This is a genomic window from uncultured Lactobacillus sp. (genome assembly GCF_947367125.1).
GTDB lineage: Bacteria > Bacillota > Bacilli > Lactobacillales > Lactobacillaceae > Lactobacillus.
In genome coordinates this window covers 1-17,794 of the sequence record NZ_CANBCQ010000001.1, presented here as the reverse complement: position 1 = coordinate 17,794, position 17,794 = coordinate 1, and the positions used below count along the sequence as shown (strand labels likewise).

At 37.6% G+C, this 17,794-nt stretch carries 16 protein-coding genes and 4 pseudogenes; 4 read left to right on the top strand and 16 right to left on the bottom strand.

Features of this window, described 5'->3' with window-relative positions:
* Window positions 1-99: 99 nt before the first annotated feature.
* Window positions 100-740 (bottom strand): annotated as a pseudogene (locus Q0Y84_RS00100) (alpha-hydroxy-acid oxidizing protein); the annotation flags it as partial.
* Between the two features lie 128 nt (window positions 741-868).
* On the opposite strand from Q0Y84_RS00100, the pseudogene Q0Y84_RS00095 reads away from it, so the two are divergent.
* Together Q0Y84_RS00095 and Q0Y84_RS00090 are read left to right on the top strand one after the other, a co-directional pair.
* Window positions 869-1,660: pseudogene (locus Q0Y84_RS00095) on the top strand (formate/nitrite transporter family protein).
* A complete protein-coding gene (locus Q0Y84_RS00090; protein WP_297949541.1) occupies window positions 1,657-2,856 on the top strand; it encodes an acetate kinase in 1,200 nt (399 codons plus the stop codon). The pseudogene Q0Y84_RS00095 and the gene Q0Y84_RS00090 overlap by 4 nt, the downstream one beginning before the upstream one ends.
* A gap of 55 nt (window positions 2,857-2,911) precedes the next feature.
* On the opposite strand, the gene yjeM is transcribed toward Q0Y84_RS00090, so the two are convergent.
* The 14 genes and pseudogenes from yjeM to Q0Y84_RS00020 form a co-directional block, all read right to left on the bottom strand.
* Window positions 2,912-4,408 carry a glutamate/gamma-aminobutyrate family transporter YjeM gene (gene yjeM / locus Q0Y84_RS00085; protein ID WP_297949539.1) on the bottom strand — a complete coding sequence of 499 codons (1,497 nt, stop codon included), beginning with the start codon at window positions 4,406-4,408 and terminating at the stop codon, window positions 2,912-2,914.
* A gap of 121 nt (window positions 4,409-4,529) precedes the next feature.
* Entirely contained in the window at window positions 4,530-6,029 is a 1,500-nt protein-coding gene (locus tag Q0Y84_RS00080) for a GW dipeptide domain-containing protein (RefSeq protein ID WP_366791147.1), read from the bottom strand.
* A gap of 133 nt (window positions 6,030-6,162) precedes the next feature.
* Window positions 6,163-6,921: a hypothetical protein gene (locus Q0Y84_RS00075; protein ID WP_297949537.1), complete on the bottom strand. Its 759-nt coding sequence runs from the start codon at window positions 6,919-6,921 to the stop codon at window positions 6,163-6,165.
* Window positions 6,922-6,966: 45 nt separating this feature from the next.
* On the bottom strand, window positions 6,967-7,332 hold the full coding sequence (locus tag Q0Y84_RS00070; RefSeq protein ID WP_297949535.1) for a hypothetical protein: 366 nt from the start codon (window positions 7,330-7,332) through the stop codon (window positions 6,967-6,969).
* 173 nt (window positions 7,333-7,505) lie between these two features.
* A complete protein-coding gene (locus Q0Y84_RS00065; protein ID WP_297949533.1) occupies window positions 7,506-7,667 on the bottom strand; it encodes a hypothetical protein in 162 nt (53 codons plus the stop codon).
* A 13-nt stretch (window positions 7,668-7,680) separates the two neighbouring features.
* Window positions 7,681-8,088 carry an OsmC family protein gene (locus Q0Y84_RS00060; protein ID WP_297949531.1) on the bottom strand — a complete coding sequence of 136 codons (408 nt, stop codon included), beginning with the start codon at window positions 8,086-8,088 and terminating at the stop codon, window positions 7,681-7,683.
* 277 nt (window positions 8,089-8,365) lie between these two features.
* The gene (locus Q0Y84_RS00055; protein WP_297949529.1) at window positions 8,366-8,863 is read right to left on the bottom strand and encodes a DUF805 domain-containing protein; all 498 of its coding nucleotides are present in this window, start codon (window positions 8,861-8,863) and stop codon (window positions 8,366-8,368) included.
* Window positions 8,864-8,891: 28 nt separating this feature from the next.
* On the bottom strand, window positions 8,892-10,064 hold the full coding sequence (locus Q0Y84_RS00050; protein ID WP_297949527.1) for an MFS transporter: 1,173 nt from the start codon (window positions 10,062-10,064) through the stop codon (window positions 8,892-8,894).
* A gap of 46 nt (window positions 10,065-10,110) precedes the next feature.
* The gene (locus Q0Y84_RS00045; RefSeq protein WP_297949525.1) at window positions 10,111-11,388 is read right to left on the bottom strand and encodes a HAMP domain-containing sensor histidine kinase; all 1,278 of its coding nucleotides are present in this window, start codon (window positions 11,386-11,388) and stop codon (window positions 10,111-10,113) included.
* An 8-nt stretch (window positions 11,389-11,396) separates the two neighbouring features.
* On the bottom strand, window positions 11,397-12,062 hold the full coding sequence (locus Q0Y84_RS00040; RefSeq protein WP_297949523.1) for a response regulator transcription factor: 666 nt from the start codon (window positions 12,060-12,062) through the stop codon (window positions 11,397-11,399).
* Between the two features lie 7 nt (window positions 12,063-12,069).
* Window positions 12,070-12,681, bottom strand: a complete 612-nt coding sequence (locus tag Q0Y84_RS00035; RefSeq protein WP_297949521.1) for a GTP pyrophosphokinase family protein — start codon at window positions 12,679-12,681, stop codon at window positions 12,070-12,072.
* A 324-nt stretch (window positions 12,682-13,005) separates the two neighbouring features.
* Window positions 13,006-13,501: pseudogene (locus tag Q0Y84_RS00030) on the bottom strand (alpha-amylase family glycosyl hydrolase); the annotation flags it as partial.
* 11 nt (window positions 13,502-13,512) lie between these two features.
* On the bottom strand, window positions 13,513-15,714 hold the full coding sequence (locus Q0Y84_RS00025; RefSeq protein WP_297949519.1) for an alpha-galactosidase: 2,202 nt from the start codon (window positions 15,712-15,714) through the stop codon (window positions 13,513-13,515).
* 10 nt (window positions 15,715-15,724) lie between these two features.
* Window positions 15,725-16,565, bottom strand: a pseudogene (locus Q0Y84_RS00020) (PTS glucose transporter subunit IIA); the annotation flags it as partial.
* Between the two features lie 14 nt (window positions 16,566-16,579).
* On the opposite strand from Q0Y84_RS00020, the gene Q0Y84_RS00015 reads away from it, so the two are divergent.
* Together Q0Y84_RS00015 and Q0Y84_RS00010 are read left to right on the top strand one after the other, a co-directional pair.
* A complete protein-coding gene (locus Q0Y84_RS00015) occupies window positions 16,580-16,699 on the top strand; it encodes a helix-turn-helix transcriptional regulator (RefSeq protein ID WP_297949517.1) in 120 nt (39 codons plus the stop codon).
* Between the two features lie 18 nt (window positions 16,700-16,717).
* Complete coding sequence (locus Q0Y84_RS00010) at window positions 16,718-16,873, top strand: AraC family transcriptional regulator (protein WP_297949515.1); 156 nt, start codon at window positions 16,718-16,720, stop codon at window positions 16,871-16,873.
* A gap of 81 nt (window positions 16,874-16,954) precedes the next feature.
* Here the strand turns inward: Q0Y84_RS00010 and Q0Y84_RS00005 are convergent.
* Window positions 16,955-17,794 (bottom strand): SLAP domain-containing protein (locus tag Q0Y84_RS00005; protein ID WP_297949513.1); only part of this gene is annotated, 840 nt, incomplete at its 5' end.

Here is a 17,794-nt window from a genome sequence, read left to right as displayed (position 1 = left end):
TTCACTTTGATTGTAGCCTCTAAGGTTCTGATAGTAAAAAAATACGACTATCATTTATTCAATGACAATCATATTGAAAATATTAATTACTATTTTTAATTATCTTACTGATGCACCAGTTGTAGTATCTGCTTCTAGTTCAGGAGCTGGCTTTCCTTCCAACTTAGAAGCGCCTGAAACGGCATCAGTTTGCTTAATTTGATTTTCGTCAGTTACTGGATACGGCTTGCGTCTGCTTGGATCAGCATTAGATGGTAAATTATCAGCAGTATAAGCAATATGCGTCAATTTAGCATGCTTAACGTCATCAATTGTCTTGCAGCCAGTTAATTGCATATCAATCTTTAACTCATCATTTAATTGTTCAATAACAGAAGCAACACCATGAGCACCACCTAAGGCTAAACCGTAAAGATATGGACGACCAATTCCAACAACGTCGACACCTAAAGCCAAAGCTTTAAAGACATGGGAACCGCGACGAACGCCAGAATCAAAGATAATTGGTACCCGCTGGTTTACTGCTTGGGCAATTTCTGGCAAAACGTCAATTGTAGCAGGAGCACCGTCAACTTCACGACCGCCGTGATTAGTTACGTAAATTCCGTCAGCACCTGTGCCAATTGCCTTGTAGGCATCTTCAGTACACATTACACCTTTAACAAAAACCGCAAGCCTGATTCTTTCTTAATTCTTTCAACATCTTCAGGACCAATCTTTTGCGCAGAAGCAGCGTACAGCGGTCTCATCGCAAATGCATATTCCAAAACTATATAAATTCAGTTTGGATTTATATAAAATTTTTTATATTCTAAAAATATCTGTAAGAGCTTACAGCAAAAGTTGTATAATTTAGGAGGTATGACATATGTATGCAGAAGCTTTTGACAATGCAGCTAGTGCATCAAAGAAAAAATTTAATCTTTTAAGAAACAATCCGCTTGGTTACGTATTGCTTTCAATGTTCGCCAGAATGTACATTGGGTTCGAAGTCCTATTAGCCTTTACTGTAGGCAGTCAGTTAGGAACCAATCCTTTTGCCAAGCTGATCAAAGGATTAATCTTTGGTATTGCTCTTAGTTTAGTAATCATTCCTGGTGCGGAATTATTTACGGGAAATAATTTCGTCATGGAGGCTGGTTTATTAAAAAAAATAACTATTGTTTAAGCAATTATTCTTTGGGTAGTTTGCTGGATCGGTAATTTACTTGGTGCTAGCTTACTCGCTTGGATTTTTACTGCTTCAGGGTTAGATTTACCTGCTGTTGCAGCTGTCTTTACTAAAGCCGCTGCTGCTAAAATGTCAGCCCCAGCATTTCAATTAGTTCTACGCGCTATCTTATGTAATATTTTGGTTTGTTTAGCCGTTTGGTCAACTTTCCAAAGCAAAGATGATACTGCAAAATTAATTATGGTTTGGTGGTGTTTGCTCGCCTTCTTTTCAAGTGGGTTTGAGCACTCAGTAGCCAACATGACCACGCTAGTCGTAGCTTTATTAAACCTGATTAAAGCTGCCGGAGCTGTTTCAATTAGCGGCCTCTGCTACAACTTGTTATGGGTAACTATCGGCAACATGATCGGCGGTATCTTCTTTGTTGCCTTCCCTTACTGGATAGGTTCGCGCACTACAAAAAACAAGAAAAAGAGGCATGATTTATGAAAAAAATTTTAGCAATTAATTCGGGTAGCTCTTCTTTTAAGTTTAAGCTTTTCACCTTTCCTGATGAAAAAGTTATCAGCGAAGGGATGGCTGATCGAGTTGGCCTAGATGGTTCAACCTTTACTATCAAGGTTAAAGGTGAAAAACACCAAGAAAAAGTTGACATTCCTGATTCCGAAACTGCAGTTACAATCTTACTTGAAAATTTAAAGAAGTACGATTTAATTGACGATCCTAAGGAAATTATCGGAATCGGCCATCGAATTGTTGCTGGTGGTGAAGAATTTAAGGACTCCACTTTAATTGATGACAAGTCATTACAAAAGATTTATGATTTGAAGCAATATGCACCACTTCATAATACCGCTGAAGCTGATGTTATTAAGGCTTTCATGAAAGTGTTGCCTAATGTTCCTGAAGTTGCTGTCTTCGATACTTCATTCCACCAAACTTTGGACCCAGTACACTACTTGTACTCACTTCCATATAAATACTATGAAAAATATGGCGCTAGAAAATATGGTGCCCACGGTACTTCAGTCAGATATGTCAGTCAAAAAGCTGCTGAAATTATGAAGCGTGACTTAAAAGACTTGAAGTTAATCATCTGTCACCTAGGATCAGGTGCTTCAGTTACCGCTGTTAAAGATGGTAAATCATTCGATACTTCAATGGGCTTTTCACCAATGGCCGGAATTACGATGAGTTCTCGCTCTGGTGATGTCGATCCTTCTTTACTTGCTTTTGTCATGAAGAAGGAAAATCTTGACGCTGACCAAATGCTTAAGGTCTTAAACAATGAATCTGGTTTGTTAGGTATTTCTGGCATTTCACCAGATATGCGTGATTTACGTGGCGATATGACTAAGCTTGAAGGTGAAAAGAAGAAGCGTGCTGACTTAGCTAGAAACATTTTCATCAATCGTATTATTCGCTATGTTGGTGCTTATACCCTCGAAATGGGCGGCTTAGACGGTATCGCCTTCACAGCTGGTGTTGGTGAACATGACTTTGGCGTCCGTGAACGTGTTATGACTTCACTCAAGCTTTTAGGCCTTAAGCCTGATTTAGCTGCTAATAAAGAAAATGCCACCATCATTACTAAGCCAGACTCAGCTATTGTCGGCATGGTTATTCCAACCAATGAAGAATTAATGATTGAACGTGATGTTATCAGAGTAGCTGGTTTAAGGTAAAAATCAATGCAAACAAAGAAGCGAAGGATTTTGTTCCTTCGCTTTTTTCGTCTTATTAAGCTATTGCTTTTTCTTTTCGTTCATTATATGCGTAATAAATCCAGGCAATAATCCCAAAGGCTACTGGACCAATAGCTGTCCAGAATGAGGTTTGCCAATCGCCGGTAAAGAGTGGTTCGATACAAGTGAAGATAATCCCAATTGCGACCACTAACCAAACAACAATGGTCGTTGCCCAAACCTTTTTCTTACCTTCAATAAAGACAAATGGACGATCCAGGTCCTTTTTAGCTTTAAAAAAAGGATAAGCAGCAATTAAAAACAGGTATGGTGCTGATGATGAAACGTTCATCATGTCCATTAAAATCGTATAGAATTGTTGCGCGCCATTACCACCAAATGAAATAAATAAGATAATAACGCTAACCACAATTGCCTGCACCCACATTGAGAATTCAGGCATATTGTGCTTATTCAGCTTAACCATTTTCTTAGGCAATAACCGTGGATCACAGCCTTCAATAAATGATTTAATTGGTGAATAAACCATCAAAAAGGCAGCGGCAATTCCTGATAACACGTCGGCAATTCCTGATAAACGAGAAAAGACAGTCCCAATTGCCAGTGAAGCAGAATGTGATAAGCCCAAGCTGTGACCAGTAACAATACCTAAATTGTTAATCAAAACATATTCAACGTTAGCTAAGTCAACGCCTTTGCCGCCTAATGACTTGTTCCAGTTGACAGCCACCCCACACATAAAGATATTGACCACATAAAGTGTGGTCATCAAAATCATGGCAGTAATCAAAGCCTTCGGATAATTTTTTTCCGGTTTATCAACTGAATCGATTACCCCAGAGGTTGTTTCCAAACCACCATAAGCAAATAAAGCATAAACAATAAATGAAATAACCGCAATTGGTGACTGGAACGCTGGATTAGGTGAATGAACCATGTTTTGTGCAGTTACTGGTTCAGCCAATTGTCCGTGATTCAAAATAAAAACAAAAAGTGAAACTGCAGTAAAACCGATGGCAATTCCTAAAGTAAAGACCCCACCAATATTATTGATTGCCTTTATTTTATCAATTCCCTTTGCGGCACAAAATGTAACAATTACTAAGAAAACAACTTCCAACACACCTAATAACTGAGTTGAAGTCAGCGACCCTAAATGCCAGCTTTGGGTAGTATCATGACCAAAAATTGCCGTTGAAACTGAAACTAAGAAAAATTGGGTTGATGAAACTAACCAAATTACCCAAGCTGCCAGCCAAATAAAAGTTCCGATAAATGCTACTTTTTCATTAGTAGATCCTTCCAGCCAAGAAAAGATTCCGCCCTTAATTCCCTTAAAAGAAGCACCATATTCAGCAAAAATTAAAGCTGATGGCAGGAAGAATAAAATAGCTGTGACAATATACCAAATGATACTTGAATAACCCATTTGATAAAAAGCTGTCAGTGAATTACTAAATCCAAAAATAGAAGAAAAAATCATCAAGACAAGACTACTAGGACTTATCTTAACGTGATCGTCATTCTTCATAAAAAATAAAACAACTCCTTTAACATAAACAAACAATTTCTATTATGAACTTTTAGAGCAACATTTTCAAAAGTTGTCTTGAATAAAAAAAGCAGGCCTGTTCGGTCTGCTTAAGTAAGATCTATCTTATCCTCTGCCACAATAACTCTGGTCGCTGAGCTAATTCCGCATAAAGATGGCGACCATTTACGCTAATCCCTTCAAATTCACGACCGGTGTGAAAATGTCCACTAGCCAGCACGCGTCCTGAACGTTTCAATTTAAACAAATAGTCATTAAAGGCCAAGTAAATCTGCTTTTTATGCTTGTCATAGGCAATCCCTTGAACGGGAGAATCATTCCGCATAAAATCTCCTCTAGTAGCGCCGACTTCTTTAGGATACCAGCTGTTGCCGCTGCGAGTAACTTCCCAGTATTCAAAGCGATGGTCGGTCGCATCATGGTAAACAGCAATAAATTGATGGTCATTTACAAAAGTAGCATTATGGAAGTAACGACCAGTTCTAGCTGAATGATTCCAGACCTTAAAAGTCCAAATCCGCTTAATTTGCAAATTCTTTTTACTAATCTGCATTAGTTCTTCTGATTGCGGCGTCTTGCGTAATAAATGATTATTCGCAATCACATAAAGATAATGTGAAGTTGAACCAATTGCCTGACCGTGTCCTAATTTAAGATAAGGACTAACCTTCACGTGGGATGCCAAACTAACAAATTGTGACCAAGGCAGCCATGGCAATTTTTGCATGATATAACGGTTAGGTATCTGACCTAACTGATAAGAAACAATGTGCGCCCGCGTATCATGAGGAGAGTGATACATGGTGGCATACATCGAGCCATTTGAAACCGTCATCCCTTCAGGAACGGGGCCTACAGTCCCAGTCACCGAATTACTTTGACACAAAGTAGCTGGTTGATAAAAATAGGTCTTTAACTTAAATGGACCACTTTTTAAACGATGCGGTTTAGTTTCCGGAGCAAAACTTCTACCCCAGTTGCCTGAAGTTTTATAGTGCTTAAACCAGCTGCGCGCACTCTTACCTGTCTGTGGTGTCTTGTTTGCTGATGCAATTCCTTCTTTAGCATTGCTTCTTACGTGAACAATAGTATGAGCTCGTGCTTTACCATACGAATAAGTTACACGATAACTACCACTTTTTCCTGATGAAATTTCCGCTCTTGATACCTTAACTTTACTTGGATCAACCACATTTCCAGCAGCATCCACTGCATAATTAATTGCATCCCTAGTTGGAAAACTATAATGAGCATTTTTTACCAGACTAATTTGCGGTACAACGGCAATTTTTCTCTTCAAAAAAGCTCCTTGATTAATCCAACCAGCTTTATGCCCATCAATCCATACATAGCAATATTTTCTGCCGTGAACTTTTCTTACTGCGCTAGTTTGCACATTGCTGTGCTTAAATGTCTGTGCCATGCATAAACTTCTTGACGGCCCTCTACGTGTTAATCGTTGATAAATTCTGGCAGAAGTCTGCGGCTTGATCATTTTAGTTTGAAAAGGATTTATCTCCCTTGAAAAAACTGGCTGTGACTTCAAGCCCAATAAAATTGTCAAACATATTAATCCCAAATAAACTTTTACTTTTTTCATTCTAATCTTCTAACTCCCTAAAAATAACACAAAGTCTATTGTAGGTCAGTCATAATTTTTATCAATGGAAAAATTAAAAAAGCTCCTTGAAAAACATCTCGTTTTCAAGGAACTTCTTAATTATTAACTATTTTTAGTTTTCAACTATTAAGTTCTTTAAGTCGTCTGACAATTGAACTGGAGCGTACTTAGCACTAGTAATCTTCATAGCTGATTGCTTAACGTATCTCTTTTTGCCAATGTAGACATATCTTGTCTTACCGTTCTTAACAATCATGCTGGTCTTAAATTTTTTGCCATGCTTGATCTTTTTCTTGGTAGCCTTGAAGTAAACTTTCTTAGATTTTCTAGTTTTCTTGTAAGCATAGTAAATCTTGGCACCCTTCTTTGATTTAGGGGTTACCACGATGTATTCAAGAGTTCTGTTATTGTATGCATCTTGAATAGCTTTTTGATCTGATTGTGCTTGCTTTACCCAATTTTCTTGAGTTGGGACAGAAGCAGAAGTAGTTACATCAGTTGAAGGAATAAAGACGGGAGTATCTTTTCCGTTTACTGTTTGATTTTCAATATAATATAAAGTAATGGTTTGACTTTGTCCACTTTGAGAAGTTGCAGTTACATCTATTGAATAATAAACATTAATTGCTTGACCCTTAGTGTAAGTAGAATCAACCTTTTCAAATTTATTATCGTCTTTTAAGCCAAAAAGTACTGGTTTATCACTGTTTACAGTTACTGAAACAGTTCTGCGTTTAACACTAACTGACCCCTTCTTAGCTTGATTAGTAATTTGAGCTTGAACTGGTTGAGCAGTTTGGGCAACGCCAGCTAAACCAGCTGAAAGCATCACTGCGGCAGCTAATGAAGTAAATAATTTTTTAGTTTTCATGAATATGATCTCCTAACGTAATCTTTTATAACCTCATTATAACATTTACTTCTGGGCAAACAACTGATCAATCGTAGCTAAATCAGTTTGATTAATCAAAAAATCAGTCTGCGGATTTTCAAGCATGTCTTCCGCAATAATTAGCGGTACAATCTTTCTTTGACTAAAATAGCGCATCACTAATTCTAAAGGACTACTGCCGTAGTGACCAGCAATCTCGCCTAAGGCTTCAATATCCTCTGTCACTGGTATCTCAACCTGAATCTTATATTTGCGGGCGACTTCCAGCAAAGCGGGATTTTCATCAGCTAATTGAATTACGCCAGGCACAATCTTAGCCACTTTTAACAAACTAGTCAAAGCTTCTTTACTAGGACTCTCAACGCCTAAAGTCTTGATCCAGCCATGCATCTTGAGCTGCTCTAGTTCTTATCAGATCTATCCGTTGCGTTCAATATCTGTCGTCAACTTCAACATACAAAGATCAGCATGGCTGGTCTTCTCTAATGCGTTTAATGCTAGCCCGCACCTGAGCAGGCAACTTAATTCCTTCTAAAATTTCAATTTGCATATAAACCTGTGGACTAGTCCTTTGCCAAGTAATTTTTTGACCAGCTGGACAAGCCATTAAACAATACCCCCGACTTAATGGCTTGATTAATACTAGATTCATCTGCAGTAATCGTTCCTACTTTAGGCATCAAGTTGCCATCATTTAGCACGACGGCTTCATCTAATAGTGTCATCGCTCCCACCTCTTTAAGCTAATTCAACATAAATCTTGACTGCTTCCTTAAGTGTTTGATAAACGGTTGAAACATGCAAAACGTGACTTAAAAAGTCGGCTCTTTCATCCTTATTCATCTTTGAATCAAATGAAACCGTAATTTCCATTTCGGTAACTACAGATTTACCATGACCAAGCTTTTCTGTTTGCGCATGATTTTCAACCTGGAAGTTCTTCACATCAAGCTGGTGAGATTTGGCAATCATGCCGGCTGACATTACAATACATGAATTCACACTACCGCAAAGATATTCTACTGGGTTAGGACCAGCATTGTGATCATCCCCTGCATCATCACAAATAAAAACGTGGTCACGTGCCTGGTTCTTAATTTGCCATTCTTTATCTTCAAGCTTGGATTTAACTAAATATTCACTCATCCTTTTTCCACTCCTTATTTAAAAATCAATGATAATCGATTGTCTCATTCACCCGCTTACGCTAAATGAAATAAACTAGCAGGATTAACGGAATCAAGACTAATTTTACTGGATAGAAATATTGATAGCTTTCGCCAGCATCTAACTTCTTTTATTTAGCTATTAATTTATGCTAAACATCAAGAAGAAAGATACTACCTTGTTTTCCCTTCAATTATACAACGATCAGAAATTTTAATTGGTATCTAACGATTGCGAATATTTAACTAGTTATTTTTTACTCATCAAGATAAAGATAAGTACCCCATTGTACAGGCTGCTGTTTACTTGGTTGAATCACAAAATATAAGATGAAAATCCAACCAAATGGAATAACTAATAACCATAGCCAATAACCGGTGTAATCAACATCATGTAATCTTCTAACTGCTAAACCCAGTTGACACAATTTTAAATAGATATAAATAATTCCCCAGATAAGCAGGCCAATAATTAAAATTGTCGGTACACTGCTAAAAGCCCAACCAGTAATTTCCGTATTATTTTCATAATGAGCAACTGGCATAATAGTTGCACAAAATGTAATAATACCACCAAGCCAAATTATAATTTCCGTAATTACAAGTCCAATCCAAAAGTTTCTTCTCGTAGTTCGAGCATCCCAAGTAAATGGTCGCAAAAAGGTTTCCTTCACAATTTGCCCAAAAGCTGAAGTAGGAATTGCCTCGTCATTTCTCGGGCCTTGGTATTGTTGCCTATAGTATGGTTCACTCATTTATATTTCTCCTAATTCTTCATATTTTTTAATGATGATCAATCGCACCATTCAAGCGTTTGCGCCAAACAAAGTAAACTACTAAGATCACTGGAACTAAAACCAATTCTACTGGATAAAACCATTCAATCGGTAAAACTGAATCGATCACACCACTGATCATCGGGCCAAAGGCCATCGCAATGTCTAGTCCCAAATAAAAGGTAGCACTAGCTAAGCCTTGTTCTTCAATTGGTGCTAACAAAAGCGCCGTTGATTGCAAAACAGAATAAATAATGCCGTAACCTGACGCCATTAAGGCTGCGGCTAAGGCCATCTGCCAATCATTGTTCATTACTGCAAGCAAGATAATGTAAGCAGCCGTTGAAACTAGACTTAGCCAAAACCAGACGCCAAAACGTACTGTATCAAAATACCTTTTTAGTCCTACTCTAATAATCAACAAAACAACCGCATAGATCAAAAAATACGACCCGACAGCAACGGTTAAATGTTTTTGTTCTACATAAGTTACAATATCTGCCTGCGTCACAAAATACGGGATAGCAAATAAAGTTGTCAAAATTGCTACCGGTAAAACATTAAACTGAATAATTTTGAAACTCTTCTTCTGCGTTCGAACTCGTTTTTTAGGCAAAGCATGATCGCCTACAAACTGAATGGCCACAATCATTAGTAAAGCTGAAACAGCTGATGCTAGCAAGCTTGTGCGATAACCTATTTTTTGATAAATATTAATCGAAACTGCTGGCGCTAACGCCATTGCCAAAGCATTCATTAAGCCATAAAAGCCCATTGCTTCACCAACGTGTTGGCGCGGCACTAAAAAGGCTAGCCAAGTAGTCATGCAAACTGTGCAAAGGACATAACCAGTACCGTTAATCAGCCGAAAAAGCAAAAGCCAGCCACTTGATGGAGTCAAAACATACCCCATAACTCCGATAAAAATCAAAATGCCGCCAATAAATGATAAGCGGTATTTAGAAAATTTATCAGTCAAATTACCGGCTACCGGCCGCAAAGACATGGCGGCTAAGCTCATAATCCCAACAATGATCCCCGCAAAAGCACTGCTAGCGCCTAATTCTTTGGCATAGCCATTGATCAAAGGATTAACAAACATTGTACTAAACATAAAAAAGAAAGATGCTGCCATAACTAGGACAACATCTTTGGTATAAATTGATTCTCTCTTCGCCAAAATGATCCCCCAATTCTGCTCTAATTATACAACTATCACAGAATGATCATTTAGCAATTTTTAAACTAACAGTAAAAACAATGTCTTCACCTTTGTGGTGGGCTAAAATTTTGCCATGAAAGGCTTCGACTAACTCTTGCGCCATAGCCAGGCCAATCCCAAAGCCACCTTTCTTAGAATTATGCGACTCATCATCGCGATAAAAACGATCAAAGAAATGGCTGTAATCTTTGCCTTTACCTTCACGATAGGTATTTTCTACCCGCAAGACCGCATATTTGCTTAAAGTTCCGCCCTTAGTCAGTTTCACCTGAATCTTGCCATGAGGATCACAATATTTTTGCGCATTATCTAGCAAAATATTAACTACTTCGGCTAAAGTATGCTTTTCAGCTAAAACATTTAAGCCTTCCCGCACCGATACTTGGTAGACTAAGTCATTCTTCTTCATGACTGATTTAAAATCTTTAGTTGTTTCTTCAACGATTTCTGAAAAGCTAACTTTGCTTAAGGTAAGCTCACCCGTCTCGCCAGCTCGAGCCAGCGAAATCAGCCGATTGATTAACTTAGTTAGTTTAGCCACCTGCTCTTTATTGCTTTTATTCCATTCAGAATTATTGCCCAGCATTTCTTCCATTTCCGTATTCGCGGAAATAACTGCTAGAGGCGTTTTTAATTCATGGCCGGCATTGGTAATAAATTCCTGCTGCTTGTGGTAAGCATCAATCGTTGGCTTAATTGCTTTGCCCGAAACTAAAATCAAAACTAAAGCAAAGACAATCAAAGCGCCTGAGCCTAAAACTAACGCTACTCTAAATAATAACCAAAAACGGTTAAAAATCAGAGTTTCATTCAAAAAAACAATCATCATTTCACCAGTAGAATTTTTTACAACCCTAAAGGCATATTGATTTTGTCCTAAGGCAACTACACCACTTTTATCGCCATTTTCTAAAGCTGATCTGGTAATAGTCTGAATCTTGGAATTATTAATTTTATAAACGTTATTATCATTAACTACATGTACCCGATGGCTTTCATCAATTGTTACCGCAAAATAGCGATACTGATAAACCGCTTCGGGATTATACTGCCCACCTAAAAAATTGCGATTAATTGGATCATGTTGATCGCCAAAGGCTGGTTTGGCATTTTTTGGCGACAAGCGCCCTTCATTTTTGACCAAAGCCGTTAGCACGCGATCGACTTCATTTTGGCTTTGAACATGAGTCACCCAAACTAAGCCGCCTAACGTCAACAACAAAACTACAAACAAGGCAGCAACAGAGGTACCAATAAACTTCCACCGAAATTTTTGAATCATCTGCTCACCTACTTAACTAGCTTATATGAACCACCTTTATCGCCTTCAATTCGAACTGAGCTTTGAATTGATTGCAATTTTTGCCGCAAGTATGAAACATAGATCCAGACTACATCGCTATTGGCATCAAGATCATTTTTCCAAACATGATTAAGCAACTCTTCTGTTGATAATTCCTTATTTTGATTTAACAAAAAGTAATTCATCAATTGAGTTTCAGTCCCGCTCAAACGAATTGAATTATGACTAGCCAACTCCTGCTTAGTCACATTCAAAGTTACATCCCCTAATTCCAACTTATTAGGAGTAAAGTCATCTTCACGGCGCTCTTTTGAACGCAGCCGCGCTAACAATTCCTTAAGTGAAAATGGCTTAGTCAGATAATCATCAGCACCACTATCAAGACCAGTTACTCGGTCATCAACCTCGGCCTTAGCTGTTAACATTAAAATATAAGTCTTGTCGCCACTTTCACGAATTTTTTTCAAAGCCGTAATTCCATCCATGACTGGCATCATGATATCCAGCATAATTACGTCATAAGAATTTTCTTTGGCATGCTCGACTGCCTTTAAGCCATTATCTACCGGATCCACATCATAACCCGCGTGTTCCATGGCCACTGTTAAAACCCGCAATAGTTGCGGTTCATCTTCTGCTACTAAAATCTTCATTAACTCATTAATCCTCTTCCCTAATTAACTGCCGAATCGTTTGCATCGACACATCACAAGAAGCTAATTCATCTGCTACTCGCTTTAATTCATTACCAATCATCTCAGGATTCTTAATCTGGTGTTTATATTTCATTTCATGTTCCAGGCTAGCCCAAGTATCCATCGCAATTGTTCTTAATTGCACTTCAACAAAATAATGACCCGGTATATTTCCGTCAACATCTTCATCAGGTACAGTCACGTCAAGAATCATATGATATGAGCGATACCCATTAGGCTTAGCATTAGTAATATAATCTTTTTCCTGATAAACACTAACATTATCCCACTGCTTAATAAAGTCAATGCAGGTATAAATATCGTCAATAAAATTGCATACAACACGCAATCCAACACTATCTCGATTAGCACGCAAAGCTGATTGTGGCGTTAATGGTAAATCTTTTCTCTTGCACTTACCTTCCATACTGGCTTCACTTTTTACCCGACCACGTAAATGTTCATAGAGACGTTCTCCATGTCCTTTTTCATAATTTTTATTTAACTGCTCAAATCGCGTCATCATTTGATCAAGTAATTTATCTAAAGTTGGGGCGTATTTCCCATAAATATTCAACGTTTATCCCTTCTTCCCTTTTTAATCATAACAAGATTATTTGATTTTTATTTGAATAAAGCTAATTTATTTTGTGATAAGTCACAAGAAACCAAAATAAGCAACCATTACTAAAATTGAGCAAGGTTGCTTATTTATATTAATATTGTTTAATTTTTCATCTAGAGGGGGAAAAGATCAAAATTTGACTTCTTGACCGTTAACTACAACTTGATAAGTTAAATCTTTTAAATTAACTTTTAATTCAGCTTGGCTGGTTTGCTCTTTATTTTTACGAATAATTTGGATTTCATTTTCATTAGGAGTGGAGACTTCAATTGAACCATCAAGATCAATCTGTTCTGGTCCAAAGGTATTCCAGAGCTTTTCTTTGCTGCCATCGGCAAAAGTAATTTCTTGATATGGCACCCTGTCTTTACGCTTATAAATTAAGTCAACATCAGCTTGAGTTGGCCGACCAGCAGGCCAAAATTTATCCCAGCTTAGGAATAAAATTAGCATAAGGGCTTTGATCCTTATTTTTTTGAAAATCTTGATAATACTTAGAATGACGAGAAATATGATTAATCATAAAGTCAAACATCAGGTAATATTCTTCACCTAATTTTTCGACATCAGCCCAATCGCCAAACTTAGGATCTACAGTAGTGTAGTCAGTTGGCGCAAAGCCACGATCACCAGTTGATGGAAAAAATGGCAATAAGTGGATGCCACCAACTGCGCCTTTTAAGTCTTTATGTAAAACTTCGTTTAATTCTTTTAGATTCTTACCTAAACTATCAGGATAAGTAATCAACATTACTTTGTTTTTAATTGCCATCACAAATTTCCTCAGTTAATTGCTTTAAAGTAATACCGATAAGCCATGAAATCGCCATGTTCAACCGGATCATAAATTCCTAGGTTCATCAATTCATCACCGCCATATACTTGGTGGCTTGCCTGATCTTCATACTGCTTATTCGTGTCAAGACCAACTAATTTTGTTTTAGTAAAGTATGGCTGTGCACTGGCCATGACCTTAACTGTTGATAAAACTACTTCGTTTTTATCAGGGGAAACAGTTTCCCAGGCACATTGGTTGCCTTCTTGCGCATTTTTCAAGCGATAAAAAGTACCATATTGGGTAACTGCTCTGATTTTCTTATATTCAGCCACTTGCTCAGCAACAGCCTTTTGATCTGATTCGCTTAATTTAGTTAAATCAAGCTCGTACCCTAGATCACCCCACATTGCGACAATACCACGCGTCTTAAATGGTGTAATTCGGCCGTTTTGTTCATTAGGACTAACTGATACATGAGATGTCATCATTGATTGAGGGTAAACCAAGCTAGTACCATATTGAATGGTTAAACGATCGATTGCATCACTATCATCACTAGCCCAAATTTGCGAATTATAATACGCCATACCAGCGTCAAATCTACCACCGCCGCCGGAGCAGCCTTCAATTAGAAGATCAGGATAACGATCAACAATTTTTTCAAGCAAGTCATATAAACCTAATACATAGCGGTGATAGACTTCGCCTTGTTGATCTGCTGGTAAATCAACTTGGTAAATATCAGACAAGTGACGATTCATGTCCCACTTAATGTAGTCAATCTTGCCTGAGTCTAAAATCTTTTCCATCTGGTTAAATATGTTATCACGCACTTCTTTACGTCCTAAATCGAGTAAGTATTGATTTCTTGATGGACTTGGTTTTCTACCTGGAACATGCATTAAGTAATCGGGATGCTTTTGATATAAATTAGAATCAATTGAAATCATTTCCGGTTCAAACCAAAGACCAAATTTCAGCCCTTGTCCATGAACATAGTCAGCAAAATGATCTAGTCCTTGAGGAAACTTCTTTTCATAAACTTGCCAATCACCTAAGGAAGAATTATCATCATCGCGATGACCGAACCAGCCATCATCAAGTACAAACATTTCAATGCCTAATTCCTTAGCCTTATCAACAATTGGCTTTAATTTTTCTTCATCAAAATCAAAGTAAGTAGCTTCCCAGTTGTTGACAACAATTGGCCGAACTTGATCCTTATACTTGCTGCGCATGATGCGATCATGAATAATGCTATGGAAAGCTTGACTCATCTTATTCAAACCTTGATCCGAATAAACCATTAATACTTCAGGAGTTTGAAATTCATTACCAGCAGGCAATTTCCAATTAAAGTTAAAATCATTAATTCCCACATTGACATGAGTCTGTGCAAACTGGTCTTTTTCAACCTCAAATTTATGATTACCTGAATAAACAAAGGCTAAACCATATGCATCTCCATTAAATTCATTAGTATCTGGATCAACCAAAGCTAAAAATGGATTCATTTGATGACTGGAAGTACCACGATGACTAGCAAAAACATGAATGCCTTGATTTATGTGATTACGGTCTACTCTTCTTTCATGAGCATGAGCACCTGGCAAAGTAATCGAATCAAAATCACGATCAACAAAGTCAATTTGCATAGATGCAACTTTTTCAATATTTACAGTCTCGTTGCCTGCATTTTTAACCTTAACAGATCTTACAATTACAGGACGATCACGATAGATGGTGTATATCAATTCAAAATTGAGTTTAGTCTTTTGATCCTCTAGCGTAACAATTAAAGTTTCCGCCCCATCTTTATTTTCAACCCATGAATGAGGCAATCCCTCTAAATCAGGCTTGCCATCTTCAATCTTATAATCTTTATAGGTTAAAAATAATGTATTAGAGCCATCTTTTTGGCGAACAACTGCAGCTGGAGTATGATAATCCATCTCACCTGCCGTACTGTATTCTTTAGGTAAGGAATCACGTGAAAAAGTTCTATCTAACGATCCTGGTAAATTACCTGAAAAGCCACGATCGACTCTAGGATAGCGAAGCTCGCCATGATAATTATTTACTTTTTTACCAAAGTATAAATGGCAAAGTGTACCACCATCTTCTACTGCAAGAAGATATGAAATTTGATCATTATGCAGGTGAAAGATTTTGTTCTTTTTATCAAAAGTAATTAATTCTTTTGTCATAGTAATTCTCCTATTTTGCTTCCGTCTTTTCTTTAGCTTCTAAAGTCATGACATCATCTTCAGCCTTAACTTCACTGCCCTCTGTAGCAGTTAATTTAATATCTTTAAAGTCTTTGGAATTAGTTACAACTACAATTACTGTATCATCTAAGCCAGCCTTCTTAATAGTTGGATCCCAGAATTCAATTAATTCTTGACCCTTCTTAACTTTTTGACCTTCTTCAACGTATGAGACAAAACCTGTGCCCTTTAATTTAACAGTGCCAAGACCAATATGAATTAATAATACTAAACCGTTATCACCAACTAATCCTACTGCATGCTTCGCAGTAAATACCTGACGAACAGTTGCATCAAATGGTGCTAATACTCGTCCATTTGAAGTTCATCTTACCAGCAGCAGTAATTGAAGCGGCAGTTGCACCGGTAGTCATTCCGGCCATAATAGCAATTTGACTAACAACACCGTTAGAAACGGCACCCCCGAATTTATCAATTAACGGACGAACTGACAATGCTAACGATTCGTCACGGTGACCCAACTTAAGTTGACCATATTCAACTGAGTCAGTAATTACCATCAAAACGATCAAGAAGACCATTTGTTGTGGGAAACCAAAGATTGATGCAGCTAACAAAACTAATGCCAAGTTGCTGCCAGCCACTGAGAACAAGTAAGCACATGCAACCCACATTAATTGGTCATTACCTGCTAAAGCTTTAAAAATTCCAACGATACCTTTAGTATCTTTTTTATTCTTACGAATATCGCTGTTAACTTCGCGAGTAAAGAGACCTACGCCCCAAGCAGAAACAAATGCGATAGTACAGATAATAGCGGCAAAGATGAACTGCAATTACTTATTTGCGGCAAAATTATAATGACTCTAATCTTTCAATTATTGATCTTTGCAATAAACTAGACCTCTCTCGCAGTTATTTATATACCTTGTTTAAAAATAATCTAGGAGTGTCACCGCAATAATTTCTGATTAATTTGCGCATGGAACAAGCTAAAGAAATTTTAGCGAACACCGATGAAGCTATTCAATCCATTTCGCAATTAGTTGGTTATAGTGATGAATTTACTTTTTCGAAAGCTTTCAAACGTTACAGTGCCTTTAGTCCTAAGCCATATCGGCAAAGTCTTAAAGAATAACATTATCAGCAACGCAAAAAAGATGTACGCGAAACTACGTACATCTTTTTCTTATCTATTCTAATAGCTCAGAAAATCTAACTAGTTGTTAGGACTTACAATCAATTTAACATTTCTAAATTTAATGTAAGTACTCTTGCCCACCTTGTAGAATTTCTTACCATTAATCCTGACTACCTTTACCTTGTTAACTTCAAGTCTTACACCTTTTCTAACAAGGACACGTTTGCCGTTACGCTTGATAGCCTTACCATGCTTGTTGTACAAGAATGAATTATGTACAAGGTAATAGTAACTAATCGTGTTAGAAACCTTAACGTATTGATTATCACCAATCCGGTAGAATTCCTTGCCCTTAATCAAGTACTTCTTACCATTATCAAGAGCAATGATTTGCGTATCCTTCTTAAGAACTACCCGCTTATTATCCTTGTAGGCAATTTGGTAATCCTTGTTGTAGATGTAAGCATTGTGAGTAAGGATGAGCTTAATCGTACCTACTTCAGTTGAAGGAGTGGTTGTTGTAGCTGTTGAATCTGAACCAGTGATATCTGAATCAACTGAAGAATTATCTGGAATTGAGGTAGATGATGACGGAACCTTAATACCCTTAATGGTGTTCACACCATTGGTTTGAGCTGTTGTTACTTCTGCTGGAGTGGTTGCTGCCTTTACTGCGTTCTTAGCTGCTGTGACATCTGAATCAACAGTACCGTTCAATGCATCTGCCTTAGTTTGATCAATGTTGCCGGCGTTCAATGCATCAGTAATTTCTTGCTTCTTCTTGGTTGCAGCTTCTTCGATGGCAGCGTTGGCATCGCTTTGTGCTTTGTCTAAAGCAGTTGGAACCTTAATACCCTTAATGGTGTTCACACCATTGGTTTGAGCTGTTGTTACTTCTGCTGGAGTGGTTGCTGCCTT